This is a genomic window from Actinomadura litoris, from assembly GCF_009733595.1.
In the GTDB taxonomy this organism is placed as follows: domain Bacteria; phylum Actinomycetota; class Actinomycetes; order Streptosporangiales; family Streptosporangiaceae; genus Spirillospora; species Spirillospora litoris.
On sequence record NZ_WOFH01000021.1, the window covers coordinates 21,460 to 36,269 of the forward strand.

At 72.8% G+C, this 14,810-nt stretch carries 10 protein-coding genes; 8 read left to right on the forward strand and 2 right to left on the reverse strand.

The window, feature by feature from the left end; genetic code table 11:
- The first annotated feature begins 64 nt into the window (after nucleotides 1-64).
- The 3 genes from GNZ18_RS38470 to GNZ18_RS38480 all read left to right on the forward strand — a co-directional run bounded on the left by GNZ18_RS38470 (nucleotide 65) and on the right by GNZ18_RS38480 (nucleotide 4,132).
- Complete coding sequence (locus tag GNZ18_RS38470; protein ID WP_214618181.1) at nucleotides 65-1,906, forward strand: 2-oxoacid:acceptor oxidoreductase subunit alpha; 1,842 nt, start codon at nucleotides 65-67, stop codon at nucleotides 1,904-1,906.
- Nucleotides 1,899-2,978, forward strand: coding sequence for a 2-oxoacid:ferredoxin oxidoreductase subunit beta (locus tag GNZ18_RS38475; protein WP_312874994.1), 1,080 nt, complete (start codon nucleotides 1,899-1,901; stop codon nucleotides 2,976-2,978). The genes GNZ18_RS38470 and GNZ18_RS38475 overlap by 8 nt, the downstream gene beginning before the upstream one ends.
- Before the next feature lie 407 nt (nucleotides 2,979-3,385).
- Entirely contained in the window at nucleotides 3,386-4,132 is a 747-nt protein-coding gene (locus GNZ18_RS38480; RefSeq protein WP_156222144.1) for a SecDF P1 head subdomain-containing protein, read from the forward strand.
- Nucleotides 4,133-4,141: 9 nt separating this feature from the next.
- Here the strand turns inward: GNZ18_RS38480 and GNZ18_RS38485 are convergent, their stop codons facing one another.
- Together GNZ18_RS38485 and GNZ18_RS43925 are read right to left on the reverse strand one after the other, a co-directional pair.
- Complete coding sequence (locus GNZ18_RS38485; RefSeq protein ID WP_156222145.1) at nucleotides 4,142-4,969, reverse strand: YceI family protein; 828 nt, start codon at nucleotides 4,967-4,969, stop codon at nucleotides 4,142-4,144.
- Nucleotides 4,970-5,049: 80 nt separating this feature from the next.
- Nucleotides 5,050-7,641, reverse strand: a complete 2,592-nt coding sequence (locus GNZ18_RS43925; RefSeq protein ID WP_156222146.1) for an MFS transporter — start codon at nucleotides 7,639-7,641, stop codon at nucleotides 5,050-5,052.
- 141 nt (nucleotides 7,642-7,782) lie between these two features.
- Between GNZ18_RS43925 and GNZ18_RS38495 the strand changes: the two genes are divergently transcribed.
- The 5 genes from GNZ18_RS38495 (at nucleotide 7,783) to GNZ18_RS38515 (ending at nucleotide 14,728) form a co-directional block, all read left to right on the forward strand.
- Nucleotides 7,783-8,421, forward strand: a complete 639-nt coding sequence (locus tag GNZ18_RS38495; protein WP_156222147.1) for a TetR/AcrR family transcriptional regulator — start codon at nucleotides 7,783-7,785, stop codon at nucleotides 8,419-8,421.
- Between the two features lie 89 nt (nucleotides 8,422-8,510).
- On the forward strand, nucleotides 8,511-10,997 hold the full coding sequence (locus GNZ18_RS38500) for an alpha/beta fold hydrolase (protein WP_156222148.1): 2,487 nt from the start codon (nucleotides 8,511-8,513) through the stop codon (nucleotides 10,995-10,997).
- Nucleotides 10,994-11,860, forward strand: a complete 867-nt coding sequence (locus tag GNZ18_RS38505; RefSeq protein WP_156222149.1) for an ABC transporter permease — start codon at nucleotides 10,994-10,996, stop codon at nucleotides 11,858-11,860. Before GNZ18_RS38500 ends, GNZ18_RS38505 begins: the two co-directional genes overlap by 4 nt.
- A gap of 388 nt (nucleotides 11,861-12,248) precedes the next feature.
- Nucleotides 12,249-12,776: a GNAT family N-acetyltransferase gene (locus tag GNZ18_RS38510; protein ID WP_156222150.1), complete on the forward strand. Its 528-nt coding sequence runs from the start codon at nucleotides 12,249-12,251 to the stop codon at nucleotides 12,774-12,776.
- A gap of 329 nt (nucleotides 12,777-13,105) precedes the next feature.
- Nucleotides 13,106-14,728 (forward strand): flavin monoamine oxidase family protein, encoded by a 1,623-nt coding sequence (locus GNZ18_RS38515; RefSeq protein WP_173391013.1) that lies wholly within the window; start codon nucleotides 13,106-13,108, stop codon nucleotides 14,726-14,728.
- Nucleotides 14,729-14,810: the final 82 nt, after the last annotated feature.

The following is a 14,810-nucleotide window of genomic DNA, read 5'->3' on the forward strand; positions in this document are numbered from 1 at the left end:
GTAGCACCCCGCTCCCGGGAGCCTCCCCCGGGGCGGGTGCTGCGCGTCGAGGAGGTCTTCCTCTGTGACCAAACAGGTCCAGCGACTCGACCGCGTCATCATCCGCTTCGCCGGCGACTCCGGCGACGGCATGCAGCTGACCGGCGACCGCTTCACCCAGGAGACGGCGGCATTCGGCAACGACTTGTCGACGTTGCCGAACTTCCCGGCCGAGATCCGCGCCCCCGCCGGGACCCTCCCCGGCGTGTCCAGTTTCCAGTTGCACTTCGCCGACCACGACATCCTCACGCCGGGCGACGCGCCCAACGTCCTGGTCGCGATGAACCCGGCCGCCCTCAAGGCCAACCTCGGGGACCTCCCCCGCGGGGCGGACCTGATCGTCAACACCGACGAGTTCACCAAGCGCAACCTGGCGAAGGTCGGCTACGCGAGCAACCCCGTCGAGGACGACGCGCTCGCCGAGTACCGCGTGCACGCGCTGCCGCTCACCTCGATGACGGTGACGGCGCTGGCCGGTTTCGAGATCTCCAAGAAGGACGCCGAGCGCGCGAAGAACATGTTCGCGCTCGGGCTCCTGTCGTGGCTGTACCACCGTCCCACCGAGGGCACGGTGTCCTTCCTTGAGAAGAAGTTCGCCCGCAAGCCCGCGATCATGAAGGCCAACATCGCCGCGTTCCAGGCGGGCTGGAGCTACGGCGAGACCACCGAGGCGTTCTCGGTGCAGTACGAGATCAAGCCGGCCGAGCACGAGCCCGGCCTGTACCGCAACATCACCGGGAACGTGGCCCTCGCCTACGGGCTGGTCGCGGCGGGCGAGCAGAGCGGACTGCCGATCTACCTGGGTTCCTACCCGATCACTCCGGCGTCCGACATCCTGCACGAGTTGTCCAAGCACAAGCGGTTCGGGGTCAGGACGTTCCAGGCCGAGGACGAGATCGCCGCCGTCGGCGCCGCGCTCGGCGCCTCGTTCGGCGGGTCGCTCGGCGTCACCACGACCTCCGGGCCGGGCATCGCGCTGAAGAGCGAGACGATCGGCCTCGGCGTCGCGACCGAGCTGCCGCTGCTGGTCATCGACGTCCAGCGGGCCGGGCCCTCCACCGGGATGCCGACCAAGACCGAGCAGGCCGACCTGCTCCAGGCGATGCACGGCCGCAACGGCGAGGCGCCGGTCCCGGTGATCGCGCCGCGGTCGCCCTCGGACTGCTTCGACGCCGCGCTGGAGGCCGCGCGGATCGCGGTGAAGTACCGCACCCCGGTCATCCTGCTGTCGGACGGCTACCTCGCCAACGGGTCCGAGCCGTGGAAGCTGCCGGACGTGGCGTCGCTGCCGAAGATCGAGCCGAACTTCGCCGCGCCCGGCCAGGAGGACTTCCAGCCGTTCGCGCGCGACCCGGAGACCCTCGCCCGGCCCTGGGCGATCCCGGGCACGGCCGGTCTGGAGCACCGGATCGGCGGCCTGGAGAAGGCCGACGGGTCCGGCAACATCTCCTACGACCCGGCCAACCACGACCGCATGACCCGGCTCCGGCAGGCCAAGATCGAGGGGATCGCGAACGACATCGCGCCGCTCGACGTGGACGACCCGTCCGGTGTGGCGCGGGTGCTGGTGCTCGGCTGGGGCGGGACGTTCGGGGCGATCTCCGCCGGCGTCCGCCGCGTCCGGGCCGGCGGCGGGCACGTCGCGCAGGCGCACCTGCGCCACCTCAACCCCTTCCCCGCCAACCTCGCCGAGGTCCTGCGGTCCTATGACCGGGTCGTGGTGCCGGAGATCAACCTCGGCCAGCTCGCGCTGCTGCTGCGCGGCCGGTTCCTCGTCGACGTGATCGGCTACAACCAGGTCCGCGGCCTGCCGTTCAAGGCGGAGGAGCTGCAGGGCGTCATCCAGGATGTGATCGACAGTGAGTGACAACGGAGTGAACGGCGCGAGCGCCTCGGCCGGCCGGTCGCTGCTCTCCCTCGTCCCGAAGGCGGACGGGAAGCAGTCGATGAAGGACTTCAAGACCGACCAGGAGGTGCGCTGGTGCCCGGGATGCGGTGACTACGCGATCCTGGCGGCCGTCCAGTCCTTCCTGCCCGAGCTGGGGCTGCGCCGGGAGAACATCACGTTCGTGTCCGGCATCGGCTGCTCGTCGCGGTTCCCCTACTACATGAACACCTACGGGTTCCACTCGATCCACGGCCGCGCGCCCGCGATCGCGACCGGGCTCGCGACCTCGCGTCCCGACCTGTCGGTGTGGGTCGTCACCGGCGACGGCGACGCGCTGTCGATCGGCGGCAACCACCTGATCCACGCGCTGCGCCGCAACGTCAACCTGAAGATCCTGCTGTTCAACAACCGGATCTACGGGCTGACCAAGGGCCAGTACTCGCCCACCTCGGAGCTCGGCAAGATCACCAAGTCGACGCCGATGGGGTCGCTGGACGCGCCGTTCAACCCGCTGTCGCTGGCGATCGGCGCCGAGGGCACGTTCGTCGCACGCACGATCGACTCCGACCGCAAGCACCTCCAGTCGGTGCTGCGGGCGGCGGCGCAGCACCGGGGCACGGCGCTGGTCGAGATCTACCAGAACTGCAACATCTTCAACGACAACGCGTTCGAGCCGCTGAAGGACGCGGCGGTCCGCGACGACATCACGGTCCGGCTGGAGCACGGCGAGCCGATCGTCTTCGGCGCGGAGCGGACCAAGGCGCTGCGGCGCACGCCGTCCGGCTCGTTCGAGGTCGTGAACACCGCCGACGTCGACCCGTCGGAGATCGCGGTGCACGACGCCCACAACCCGGACCCCTCGCAGGCGTTCGCGCTGTCGCGGCTGGACTCCCCGGCGTTCGAGCACACCCCGATCGGCGTGTTCCGCGACGTGGACCGGCCGTCCTACGACGAGTTGATGCGCGGGCAGGTGGACGAGGCCGTCCAGACCCAGGGCCAGGGCGACCTGGCCGCGCTGCTGGGCAGCGGCGACACCTGGCGGATCGACTAGCGGGAACCCGGCGCCGGAACCTTTGAGGCCCGTCCCCCGGTTGTCCCTGGGGGGCGGGCCTCGGCCGCATTGAAACCGCGCTGACGGGGCACGGTTGTCAGGTGGCGGCCCCGTCCCGGCACGGCGCGCCTTTCGGCAGGGGCGCGGCGCGCCTTTCGGCCGATCGCACGGGTGCGGGGCGCGGCCCCGTGCTGACAGACTGTCGAGACCATCCAGCCCTGGAGGTGACGATGCGGGTCGTTCCGCGCCGCAACAAGGGTCGTCCGGGGAGCGCGGCTCCCGCGCCTCCACCGGGCGACCAGGCGTTCGCCCCCACCGCGCCCCAGCCGCCCCCTCCCCCTCCGACCCCGCCTTCCTCGGCCCCGCCTTCTCCGGGCCCGCCTTCTTCAGGCCCGCCTTCTCCGGTGATGCCTCCGACCCAGGGGGTGCCGCCGAGGCCCGCGCCGCCGCCCGTCCGGCCTCTCACCAGCCGCGTCTCCGACGGACGGACCGCGCCGCTCCCGGCCGCCGCTCCCGGCGCCGTCCCCGATTCCGACCAGCGCCGCCGCGAGCGGGCGGCGGCGCGGCGCCGCGAGGCCGCCGAGGCCAAGCGCAGCCGTGCCGCGCAGCGGGCCAGGCGGCCCACGGCCGCGGACCGGGCGGCCGCGCAGCACCGGTCGGCGCTGCTGGTCATGGTGCTGACGCTGGGCCTGCTGATCGCGGCCGTCGTGGTGACCGGCGGGATGGTCGCGGCGTCGCTGCGGACCCGTCCGGTGACGCTGGCCTCGCCGCTGCACATCTACCCGGTGAAGATGACGACCCCCGGGCAGTGCCCCGCCGGGACGCCCGGCATCACCGGCCAGGTCGGCGCCGGGCCGACCTGCTACTGGCTGAACCGGGGCATCGCGATCCACAAGGTGGCCGACCTGCGCGTCCAGCGGGTGAAGGGCGCGCCCGGCTACGACGTGGCGGTGACGCTGCGGCCGGTGGACCGGCGCGCCTTCGCCACCCTGACCCGCATGACCGTGGGCCACGACCTGGCGTTCGTCGTCCGCGACCGGCTGGTCACGCTGCCGCGCGTCGACACGGCGGTGCTGGACGGGAAGGTCGCGGTGACCGGGTCGCCCGACCGCGCGGCCGCCGAGCGGCTCGTCCGCGAGCTGAAGGGCCGCTAGCCCCGCCGGTCACGCCTGCGGCAGCTCCGTGCCCTGGACGGCCTGGATCTCCAGCTCGACCTTGAGGCTCTCGCCGACCATCGCGATGCCCGCCTCCATGACCTGGTTGAAGCGGATGCCGAAGTCGGCGCGGCGCAGCTCCGCCTCGGCGCGGAACGCCGCCCGGAGGCCGCCCCACGGGTCGCCGCCGCTGCCGAGGAACGTCATGTCCAGGTCGACGGGGCGCGTGACGCCGTTGAGTGTGAGGCCGCCGTGGACGGTCCAGCGGTCCGGGCCGACGGCGGTCAGCCCCTCGCCCGCGTACTCGATCACGGGGTGGACGTCGGCGCTCAGGAAGTCCGCCGAGCGCAGGTGGTCGTCGCGGAGCTTGTTGCCGGTGTCGATGGACGCGGCGTCGATCCGCGCCGTGACCAGCGAGCGCTCCACCGGCTCGGCGATCTCGATCCGCCCCTCGAACGACCCGAACCGGCCGCGCACGCTCGACAGTCCGATGTGCCGGGCGACGGCGCCGACGGCGGAGTGCGCGGGGTCGATCGTCCAGGTGCCGGCCGGGGGCAGCGCGGCGCCGCCCGCGCGGGCCAGCACCAGCGTGCCGAGGTCGGCCGAGCCGGAGCCGTGCACGATCAGCGTCGCGGCCTCCGGCCGGTAGCCGGGCGCCGTCACGATCGCCGTGTAGGTCCCGGCGGGCAGCGGCCCGGCGGCGAGCACGCCGTCCTCGCCGGTGCGCTCGCGCGCGACCTGCCGGCCCGCCATGTCGGTGATCGTGACGATGGCGTGCGGCACGGCCCAGCCGTCCCGCGTCCGCACCGCCGCGCGCAGCCCCTGACCGTCATCCATGCTCGACCCGCGCTCTCGTTGCCTGGGATCCGTCACTCGCCTGTGCCGTCACTCGTCCGTGCCGTCGCTCGCCTGTGCCGTCATTCGTCCGGGTAGCCGAGTGTGAGGTCGTGCCCGTCCGCGCCGGTGCCCGACAGCGCCAGGCCGGTCGCGACCGGAGGATAGCCGGAGGCGATCACGGTGTACCGGCCCGCGGCGAGGTCGGTGAAGGCGTACTCGCCGTCCGGGCCGGTGATCGCCATCGCGACGGCGTTGCCCGCCGCGTCCACGAGCGTGACCCTGGCCTCGCCGATCGGCTCGCCGGCCGCGGTGCGGACCGTTCCGCGCACCCGCGCGCCGGGCGGCATGTCGACGTCCACGCGGTGCTGGCCGCCTCCGGTCACCTCCACGGGCACCGCGACCGGACGGTGCGCGGCGGCGCTGACCGCGAGCGTGTAGGAGCCGGACATCACGTCCCGGAAGGCGTAGTGCCCGGAGGCGTCGGTGCGGCCGGTGCCGACGACCTCGCCGCGCACGTCGGTGATCACCACCATCGCGTTGGTGATCGGGACGCCGCCCGCGCCGCGGACCGTCCCGCCGAGGCCGCCGTTCCCGGCCAGCACCAGGTCGAAGTCCACCGGGCGGTCGCCGACGACGACGGTCGCGGCCTGCGGCTCGTGCTCGCCGGTCGCGGCGATCAGCACGTAGGTGCCGGGGCCGGGGGTGGGGAGCGCGTACCGGCCGTCGGGGCGCGTGATGGCGCGGGCGAGCTGGTGCCCGTCCACCCCGATCAGGGTCAGCGCGGCGGACGCGACGGCCGCGCCCTCGGCCGAGCGCACCACGCCCTGGACCGGGACGCCGCCGCCCCGCGCGTCGGCCGGTTCGGACCGCTCCATACCGCCACCGGCCGGAGGGCCGGGCGGGGACGCCCCGTTGGGCGACATCTCGTTCACCGCGGCGGGCCTCCCGTCGGGCGGGCCACCGGCGGCGACCGTGACCAGCTCCTGCTCGCGCCCGGTGACGACCGGGATGTCGGACAGCGTAGGGGGCGCGGGCACCGGCTCGGGCGCGGGGGCGGGCGCCGGGGCGGCCGCGGAGGCGGGCGCGGAGGTCCCGCCGCGTCCCGACGAGCCGCGCAGGGGCAGCTCCTTCAGCGCGAGCGCCGCGAGGAAGCCGAGCACCGCGATCGGGATGCCGACCGTGAACACGCTCTCCAGCGCGTTGGTGAACGCGGTCAGCACGATGTGCTTGAACGGCTCGGGCAGCGCGGCGATCTGGTCGGGCGAGCCCAGCTCGCCGCCGCCCGCCGGGGGCGCGACGTGCGCGGCGCGGAGCCCGTCGGCCAGCTCGGCCGCCAGCCGGTTGGACAGGATCGCGCCGAACGCGGCCACGCCCATCGCGCCGCCGAGGCTGCGGAAGAAGGAGACCCCGGACGTGGTGGAGGCCAGGTCCTCGGGCGCGGCGGCGTTCTGCGCGGCGAGGATGAGGATCTGGAGCGTCAGCCCGAGGCCGACGCCGAGGACGGCGAGGTCCGCGCCGATCAGCAGCTCGGACGAGCCGACGTGCAGCCGCGACAGCAGCAGCATCGAGGCCCCGACGAAGACCAGGCCGAGCACCGGGAAGATCTTGTAGCGGCCGGTGCGGGTGACGAGCTGGCCCGACCCGGTGGAGGTGGCGAGCATGCCGAGCACGAGCGGGAGCGTCATCAGGCCGGAGGCGGTCGGGCTCATCCCCTTCACGACCTGGAGGTACTGCGGCATGTAGATCATGCCGCCGAACATGGCGACGCCGATGCAGACCGAGGTGAGGCTGGCGAGCACGAACGTCCGGTTGCGGAACAGCCGGGGCGGCAGGATCGGGTCGCGGGCGCCGCGCTCGGCGAAGACCGCGAGGACGAGCAGGAGGGCGGTGGCGCCGAGCAGGAGGCCGGTCCACCGCGAGGCCCACGCGAACTGCTGGCCCCCCATGGACAGCAGCAGCATCACGGCGGTGGCCGCGCCGGTGATCGTGACCGCGCCGAAGACGTCGAGCCTGGTGTCGCGGCGGACCTTCGGCAGCTTCAGCACCCGCTGGATCACCAGGAAGGCGATCACCGCGAGCGGGACGCAGACGTAGAAGCACCAGCGCCAGCCGAGGGCGTCGGCGTCCACGATGAACCCGCCGAGCAGCGGCCCGGCGACGGTCGCGACGCCGAACGTCGCGCCCATGTATCCGGCGTAGCGGCCGCGCTGGCGGGGCTCGACCACGTCGCCGAGGATCACCTGGGCCAGCGCGGACAGGCCGCCGACGCCGAGGCCCTGGCACGCGCGCGCCGCGATGAGCTGGCCGATGTTCTGCGAGAGCCCGCCGCCGACGGAGGCGAGGACGAACAGCAGCAGCGCGGACTGGAACATCAGCTTGCGGCCGAAGATGTCCGACAGCTTGCCCCACAGCGGCGTCGAGGCCGTCATCGTGAGCAGGGCGGCGCTGGCGACCCAGGACAGCTGGTCCTGGCCGCCCAGTTCCCCGACGATCGTCGGCAGCGCGGTGCTGATCACCGACGTCGAGATCATGGCGGTCAGCATCGCCATCATGAGCCCGGAGAGGATCTCCAGGATCTGGCGGTGCGTGTAGTACCGCCGCGCGGGCTCGCCCTGGTCGGACGGCCGCGCCGCCTGCGCCCGCTCCGGCGACCCCGGGCCCTGGGCCGCCATGCTCGGTTGAGCCACCCTGCCCCCAATTCAACCGATTACCTGTGCTTTGCATGTATATTATGTAGACGCTTGTTTACTTGCAACTCGGGGATACTGGAACCTGTCCGGATGCCGGGTGATCGGGGATGGAACGCGATGGGGATGCGGGCTGCGGAGACGGCGCGACCTGCGGAAACGGCGTCGCCCGCCGAGGCGGGGCCGGTCCGGCCCAAGCGCGACCGGGAGGCGACGCGGCGGCGCATCCTCGCGGCCGCCCGCGACCTGTTCGGCGAGCACGGCTACGCCGACGTCACCGTCCGCATGATCGCGGGTGCGGCCGAGGCCAACACGGCGCTGGTCAACCGGTACTTCGGCTCGAAGGCGGCGCTGTTCGGCGAGGTCCTGTCGGGCGAGTCGGCACTGCGCGCGGTCATCGCCGGTGATCCGGACGGGTTGGCCAGGCGCCTCGCCGAGCACTACGTCCGGCACCTCGACCAGCGGGAGACCACCGTGGTCACCCGGATGATCGACCGCTCCAGCGGCGACCCCGAGGTCAAGCAGATCATGCTGACCTACCTGGAGGAGGTCATCGTCCAGCCGATCGCCGCGCAGCTCGACGGCCCCGACGCCCGCGCCCGCGCGCTGCTCGCGTCCGCGCTGATCATGGGCGGCGGGCCCATCCGGCGGCTGCTCGGCGTCCACGCGCTGGAGGACGCCGACCCCGCCGACCTGGCCGACCGGCTCACGGCGATGTTCACGGCCGCGCTCACGCCGGGGGGCGGCGTACAGCCCGGGATGTAGGGGCGGGCCGCCGCGTACGGCAGCGGGCGCAGCGAAGATCGACTCGGTGGCGGAGCGGACGCCGCGGAGCCGCGCATAGGCTGCTGGACATGAGGCTGGGGGGCGCGCTCCGGGCGCGGTGGGGCAGGACGGGCCGCGCCGCCCGCTGGAGCGCCGCCGCCGCGGCGATCGCGCTGGTCGGCGGCACCGCCGCCGTGGGCGCCACCGCCGGGGAGGCGCCCCGCGTCCGGACGTCCGAGCAGAACGTCGCGGTCGTGGACGGCCCGAAGGACGACCAGCGCGTCACCCTCGACACCACCTTCTACGCGCCCGTGGGTCGCGCGAAGGGCCCGGCCGTCATGATCGGGCACGGTTTCGGCGGCGACAAGCACGGCGTGGCCGAGGAGGCGCGCGCGCTCGCCCGGGAGGGCTACGCGGTGCTCGCGTGGTCGGCGCGCGGCTTCGGGCGCTCGACCGGCGAGATCGCGCTGAACTCCCCCGACTACGAGGTCAAGGACACCCGGCAGCTCATCGACTGGCTGGCCAAGCGCCCCGAGGTGCAGCTCGACGGGCCCGGCGACCCGCGGCTCGGCATGGCGGGCGAGTCCTACGGCGGGGCGATCGCGCTGATGACCGCCGCCTACGACCGGCGGGTGGACGCCATCGCGCCGCAGATCACCTGGAACGACCTCGCCGACTCCCTGTTCCCCGACGCCTCCGGCGGGGGCGCCGGGAACGGCGTCTTCAAGAAGCTCTGGGCGGGCCTGTTCTTCACCGACGGCGCGGGCAGTTCCGCATGCGGACGCTTCCTGCCGTCGCTGTGCGAGATGTACCAGAAGGTCGCCGAGACGGGCGCCCCCACCGCGGACGCGGTGGCGACGCTGCGCAGGTCGAGCCCCTCGTCGGTCATCGACCGCGTCACGGTGCCGACGCTGCTCGTCCAGGGGCAGGCCGACTCGCTGTTCCCGCTCGACCAGGCCGACGCCAACGCCCGCGGCATCGCCCGCAACGGCGCGCCGGTGTCGGTCGTCTGGTACCAGGGCGGGCACGACGGCGGCGACTCCGAGACCGGACGCGTCCGGGGGCTGCTGCGCGACTTCTTCGACGCGCGGCTCCGGGGCGGCGCGGCGTCCCGGGACGGCTTCGCGGTGACGCGCGCGGGCGGGCTCGACTCCTCCACCCAGCAGGTCGTCGTCGAGGAGGCGACGGCCCGCGCCTACCCGGGCCTCGGCGCCGGGCCGCGCACGCTCCCGCTGGACGGCCGGGAGCAGACGATCTTCAACCCGGCGGGCGGGTCGCCCGCGTCGATCTCGGCGCTGCCCGGCCTCGGCGCGCTCGGCGGCCTCGGCGACCTGGGCGGGCTCGCGGGCGGTCTGGGCGGCGGGCTGCCGGTCGACATGCCCGGCCAGTCCGCCCAGTTCGACACGGCCCCGCTGGCGAGCCCGCTGCGGCTGACCGGCGCCGCCACCGTCCGGATCGCGGTGAGCGGCAAGGGGCCGGTGCCCCTGTTCGCCAAGCTGTACGACGTCTCGCCGGGCGGGCTCTCCGTCCCGGCCCGGCGGATCGCCGCGCCGCTGCGCGTCACCCCCGGCGGCGAGGCGAGGGTCACGCTCCCGGCGATGGACTACCGCTTCGACCGCGGCCACCGGCTCCGCGTCGTCCTCGCCACCACCGACATGGGGTTCGCGACGCCGCCGCAGCCCGCCTCGTACAAGGTGCGGGTGGTGTCGGGGCTGACCGTCCCGACCGTCCCGGCGCTGAAGACCGAGCCCACCCCGATCCCGGCGTGGGTCTGGGTGCTGCCGCTCGTCGCGTTCGCGATCGCCGCCGGGATCCTGGTGCGCGGACGCAGGGGGCGTATGACCGAGCCGTCCCTGAGCGACGTGCCGCTGGAGATAAGCGGCCTCACCAAGAAGTACAAGAACGGCCACCTCGCCGTGGCGGATCTGTCGTTCCGCGTGGAGAAGGGCCAGGTGCTCGGGCTGCTCGGCCCCAACGGCGCGGGGAAGACGACCACGCTCCGCATGCTGATGGGCCTCATCCATCCCGACTCGGGTGAGATCCGCATCTTCGGGCACCGCGTCACGCCCGGGGCGCCCGTACTGTCGCGGCTCGGGTCCTTCGTGGAGGGGCCCGGATTCCTCCCCCACCTGTCCGGGCGCGACAACCTCGACCTCTACTGGCGCGCCACCGGCCGTCCCCTGGACGAGGCCCACATGGACGAGGCGCTGCGGATCGCCGGCCTCGGACCGGCCCTGGAGCGCGCCGTCCGGACGTACTCGCAGGGCATGCGGCAGCGGCTCGCGATCGCGCAGGCGATGCTCGGCCTCCCGGACCTCCTCGTCCTGGACGAGCCGACCAACGGCCTCGACCCGCCGCAGATCCGCGAGATGCGCGAGGTCCTCGTCCGTTATGCGGCCGGCGGCCGGACCGTCATCGTCTCCAGCCACCTGCTCGCCGAGGTCGAGCAGACCTGCACGCACGCCGTCGTCATGGCCGGGGGGCGCCGCGTCGCCGCCGGTCCCGTCGCCGAGATCACCGGGTCCGGGCGGCGGCTGGAGGACGCGTTCCTGGAGATCATCGGGGAGGCCCCATGACCACCGGAGAGATCACCGCCGCCGCGGAGGGCGGCTCGGGGTACCGCGTCCGGCGGACGCTGCCGCTGCGCGTGGAGGCCATCCGCCAGTTCCGGCGGCGCCGCACGCTGGTCGCGTTCGGGATCCTGCTCGTCCTGCCGTGGGTACTGGTCGGCGCGTTCAAGATCGGCGGCGACCCGGGGCCGGACGGCGTGCCCAGCCTCGTCGACGTCGCCACCGCGAGCGCGCTCAACTTCGCCCTGTTCGCGCTGTTCGTCTCGACGGGCTTCCTGCTCGTCGTCGCGGTCGCCCTGTTCTGCGGCGACACCGTCGCGAGCGAGGCGGGCTGGTCGTCGCTGCGCTACCTGCTCGCCGCGCCCGTCCCACGCGCGCGGCTGCTGCGGCAGAAGCTCGCCGTCGCGCTGTCCTACGCCGTCGTCGCGGTCGTCAGCCTCCCGCTGATGGCGCTGGTCGCCGGCGTCGTCGGGTTCGGCTGGGGCCCGGTCGAGCTGCCGACCGGCGGCACCGTCCCGGCGGGCACCGCGCTCGGCCGGATGGCGGTCATCATCGGCTACTCGCTGGTCGCCCAACTCGTCGTCGCGGCCCTGGCGTTCCTGCTGTCGGTCACCACCGACTCCCCGCTCGGCGCGGTCGGCGGCGCGGTCGGGCTGGTGATCGTCAGCAACATCCTGGACGCGGTGACCGCGCTCGGCTCCTGGCGCGACTTCCTGCCCACCCACTGGATGTACTCGTGGATGGACGCCCTCCAGCCCCAGATCCAGTGGACGGGCATGGCGAAGGGCTCCGCGATCTCGATCTCCTACGCGGCGGTCCTGTTCGCCCTGGCGTTCCGCCGCTTCCGCGACCGCGACATCGTCTCCTGACCGTGGTCGGCCACGCGTCCACGGTCACTCTCCGTCAACTGAATTCGGTCGAAGAGGCAGAGATTAGAGCATAAGCTCGGCGAACCTCACGTACGGCTGGCGCGTCGTACAAGTGCAGGCGACATCGGCTCGATCAACGGGTTAACACCCGGCCCGACGGGGGAGATGATCACCATGGCACGGCAGCAGCTCATCAAGAGCCCCAAGCCCCCACGTCAACCGAGCCCGCCCGACCTGAGGACGCCTTCGGGCCGCCTCCTGCCGTACTGACCGGACGCACCCGTCCGACACGGAGACAGACTCCGCCTCCCGCGGAACGCGTGAGACGCAGGGCCTTCCCGGTACCGGGAAGGCCCTGCGCCGTTGACGGCGCAGGCACACTGTGATCATGAGTGTGGTGGAGACGGAACGACTGCTGCTGCGTCCGCTCGCGGGCGACGACTTCGACGACTACGCGGCGATGCTCGCCGACCCGGACGTCGCGGGCGGGCTGGCCGAGTCCGTCGGCACGTCCCCCGCCGACGCCTGGCGCAGCCTCGCCACCTTCATCGGCCACCGCGAGATCCGCGGCTACTCGCACTGGGCGATCGTCGAGAAGTCCACCGGGCGCTTCGCCGGACGCGCCGGCCCCTGGCGCCCGCACGGCTTCCCCGGCCTCGGCGTCGGCTGGTGCCTGGCCCGCGACCACTGGGGCAAGGGCTACGCCGCCGAGGCGGGCCGCGCCGCCGTCGCCTACTGCTTCACCGAACTCGGCGCGGACGAGGTGATCTCGGTGATCCTGCCGTCCAACGTCCGCTCCATCGCCGTGGCGACCCGGATCGGCCACACGCACCTGCGCGACACGACCTACCGCGGCCAGGAGGTCCACATCTACGGCCAGTCCCGCCCGGGGACCGGAAATCCGCCACCGCTCTGAACACGAGCGCACACCACGTCCCGCTCCGAACTCCGGCTACAGAAAACCTGCACAAAACACTCCTCACCGAATGACGGATAAACGGCCCACCCCGAGGCGGCGAAAGGGGCATGGGAACGTGACCGCTTCCGTCCGTTCCCGTGGAACGAACCACCCCCGCCACGTAGCCTTCGCCCATGCCCACGACGCGATCAGTGCCATAAGTCCCACTCCCCATGCCTCGCCCGCGAGCTCCTCCGGCGGCCCCACCCCACCCCCGCCGGTTTCGCCCCCAAGGAGACATGATGGAGAATTCGCACAAGGGATCGTCACGAAGGAATTTCCTGGGCATGGCGGCCTCCGCCGGCCTGCTCCAGGTCATGACCGGCGCCCTCCCCGCCCATGCCGAGTCGGCGCCGTCCCGCCTTTTCACGCCGCCCCCCAGAAAGGGCAACGGCAGGTCCGTGGCGATCCTCGGCGCCGGCGTCAGCGGGATGACGGCCGCCGTCAAACTCGTCCAGGCCGGTTTCGCGGTCACGGTCCTGGAGGCCCAGGACCACACCAACGGCCGCGCCCGCACACTCCGCCGCGGCGACACGATCACCGAGGTGTGGGCGGACGGCTCGTCCCACACCCTGACCTGCCAGTTCGACCAGGGCCTCTACCTCAACATCGGGCCGAGCCGGCTCTCCCACCAGCACCAGCGCGTCTTCGCGCTCTGCCGCCGGTTCCGCATCCCCCTTGAGCCCTACATCATGCAGGCGACCGCCAACCTCTACCAGACCGACAAGGCGTTCCAGAAGTCCGCCAGGACCTATCGCCAGGTCGCCTTCGACACCCGCGGATACGTCGCCGAGTACGCCGCCGCGGCCGTCAAGAAGGGCCTGCTCGACAGCGACAGGCTGACCGATTCCCAGCGCGAGAGACTGCTGACCCTCCTCATCGAGTTCGGCCAGCTCAGCAAGACCGACCACTCCTTCCACGGCTCCACCCGCTCCGGACTGGCGAAACCCCTCAGCGTCTCCCAGGCGGCCGAGGGCCCCGATCCGCTGCGCCTCGCCGACCTGCTGGACAGCGAGTTCTGGAACGACCAGTTCTTCCGCGGCGACGACAACACCTGGCAGAGCCCAATGTTCCAGGCGGTCGGCGGCATGGACGCCATCGTCCGCGCCATCGCCAAGACCGTCCCCGCCGGGATCATCACGCTGAACGCGCCCGTCCACGCCATCAGGCTCACCGACGACAACGTCCGCGTCTCCTGGAAGGACGCCGACGGAACCCACGACAAGACCTTCGACCACTGCCTGAGCAGCATTCCCATCCCGGTGCTGCGCCAGCGAGTCCACCTCGAAGGCTTCTCCCCCGAATTCACCTGGGCGGTCGAGAACGCGCAGAACTCCGGCGCCGTCAAGGTCGGCTGGCAGGTCACCCAGCGGTTCTGGGAATCGGAGCGCTACCAGATCTACGGCGGCATCAGCTGGCTCGGCAACCTCGCCCGGCAGATCGTCTACCCCTCCAACGACTGCTTCGCCCCCGGCAAGGCCACCCTCACCGGCGCCTACTCCTCCTACGACGCCGGCCGCCAACTGGGCGAGCAGACCCACGTCCAACGCCTGGCCACCGCCCGCGAGGCCGGCGCGAAACTCCACCAGGAATTCCTCAGCCGCTCCATCGTCCCCGACGAGAAGGCGATCTCCATCGCCTGGCAGAAGGTCCCCTACATCCAGCACGGCTGGGCCCACTGGGACCCCGCCATCCCCGACCACAAACGCATCTACCAGTCCCTGATCTACCCGCAGGGCAACAACAGGTTCCTGATGATGGGCGACCAGCTCTCCGCACTCCCCGGCTGGCAGGAGGGCGCCCTGATGTCCGCCGAATGGGCCCTCCAATGGCTCACCGGCGACCGCCGCGAAAGCGAGACCCGAACCCCGGTCCACCGGGTCCCCGACTCCAAGACCCTGACGACCTAGCACAGGGGGCGGCGCCCCCGCACCCAGCGCCGCCCCACCATCAGGACCAGAACCCGCCGAAACACACAACCGACCACCACGA